This is a genomic window from Sphingobium fluminis (assembly GCF_037723805.1).
Classification (GTDB): domain Bacteria; phylum Pseudomonadota; class Alphaproteobacteria; order Sphingomonadales; family Sphingomonadaceae; genus Sphingobium.
In genome coordinates this window covers 1-1645 of the sequence record NZ_JBBJUK010000016.1, presented here as the reverse complement: position 1 = coordinate 1645, position 1645 = coordinate 1, and the positions used below count along the sequence as shown (strand labels likewise).

General features: G+C 59.9%; 3 protein-coding genes and 1 pseudogene. All 4 read left to right on the top strand.

Translation table 11 applies throughout. The annotated features are described in order from the left end of the window. A partial coding sequence (locus WG907_RS18145) for an RNA polymerase sigma factor (protein ID WP_340235018.1) occupies window positions 1-351 on the top strand: 351 nt, incomplete at its 5' end. Further along, a pseudogene (locus WG907_RS18285) lies at window positions 266-466 on the top strand (FecR/PupR family sigma factor regulator); the annotation flags it as partial. The gene WG907_RS18145 and the pseudogene WG907_RS18285, both read left to right, overlap by 86 nt. A 12-nt stretch (window positions 467-478) precedes the next feature. Further along, entirely contained in the window at window positions 479-1363 is an 885-nt protein-coding gene (locus tag WG907_RS18140) for a FecR family protein (RefSeq protein ID WP_340235016.1), read from the top strand. Between the two features lie 80 nt (window positions 1364-1443). Further along, on the top strand, window positions 1444-1645 hold a 202-nt coding region (locus tag WG907_RS18135; RefSeq protein ID WP_340235014.1), incomplete at its 3' end, for a hypothetical protein.

Genomic DNA, 1645 nt, shown 5'->3' with positions numbered 1-1645 from the left:
GCGATCGACGAAACCGATGCGCTGCTCATCGCGGCAGACGAGCCGTCTCCGGAGGTGCAAGTCTCGGATCGCGAGCAATTGCATCTTCTGGCGATCGCCGTATCGGAATTACCTGAATCCTGGCGTAGAGCCTTCCTCCTGCGCATGATCGATGAACTGCCCTATCGCGACATCGGCGAACGGCTCGGCATAAGCGACAACGCCGTGCAAAAATTGATCGCCAAAAGCCTTGGACGTTTGATTACGGGGCTGGGACGAAGCGTAAATGCGGGGGCTGGCGCATCTAAGAAGAAATGGCAGCAGCGTGTGCGGGAACATGATGGCGAAACGCGAGACGAGCGAGGAAATTAGCGCGACGGCGGCGGATTGGGCCGTTCGTCTCGACTGTGCGCCGCTCGACCCCGTCAGCCAGGTGGCGCTGGATGAGTGGCTGGCTGGCGACCCGCGCAGGCTAGGCGCTTTTGCGCGCGCGCGTGCGATGCTCCTGCACGCAAAACGTGCCAAGGCGCTGGGTCCCGATTTCGATCCCGATGACTATATGACGAAATCGCATGCAGATACGCAGACATCGCGGCAGGTCTCCGGTGAGGTGGATGAGGAGTTTCAATCGATATCCGATCGATCGATTCCTCGCCGGGCACTGTTTGCGGGTGGAGCGAGTGCAGTGGCGGCGGGGGCCTTCCTGGCTCTGGGCCTGGCCCGGCCCGCATCCGCACAGACATATTCAACCAGGCGCGGCGAGATCCGCTTGGTGCCACTGGTAGATGGGGCAACGATGACGCTCAATACCGCCACGACCGCCAAAATGCGCAGAACGGGTGGCAATCCCGACATCGAACTTGTCGAGGGTGAAGCATTGTTCGATATCGCGCATACCGTTGTTCGTCCGCTTGTCGTCAGTGTCGGCACTGCCCGGCTCCGTTCAATCGGTACCAGCTTCGTCATAAGGCGGTTGGTGGACCGATCCATCCAGGCCCTGATCCGCCGGGGAGTCGTGGAGATCGAGACTGCGGCGACGGTCGGCAGGGAGCCCATCCGTGTGACCGCCAACAATCGCGTCGTGATTGAAGGAAGCGGATCAATCAGGATAACAGGTGTCAGCGCCGATGAAATCGAGCGCGAACTCACATGGCGCGAAGGCATGTTGTCTTTCGAGGATGTACCGCTGAAGGACGCGGCCCGTCAATTTGCGCGCTACAACGGCACACGCATCCTGTTTGCTCCTCCGGCCTTGGGGGATGAGACCGTAACTGGTCTGTTCGCATTCAACGACCCTGGCGGATTCGCGCGATCGGTCGCGCTCAGTCAGGGATTGCGCACCGAAGCGGGCAGGCAGAGCGTCACCCTGAGCCGCATGAACTGAATTTTTTTCCGGATGCCGGGCGGAATGATCCTGGCTCGCGCATCAAGCTCTCCAAGAACATTAAAATTAGGAGGGGTAAAATGAAAATCTCATTCTCAAAGCTCGTGCTGCAGAGCACGGCACTTGTCAGCATCATGGCGCCGCTGGCGGCCGTGGCCCAACAACGAACATTCGACCTTCCCTCGCAATCCGCCACGAAGTCCGTGCCTGAATTCGCGCGGCAGGCGGGGATACAGATTGTGGCTCCCGGCAAAAAGCTTCGGGGTGTAACCACATCCGAGC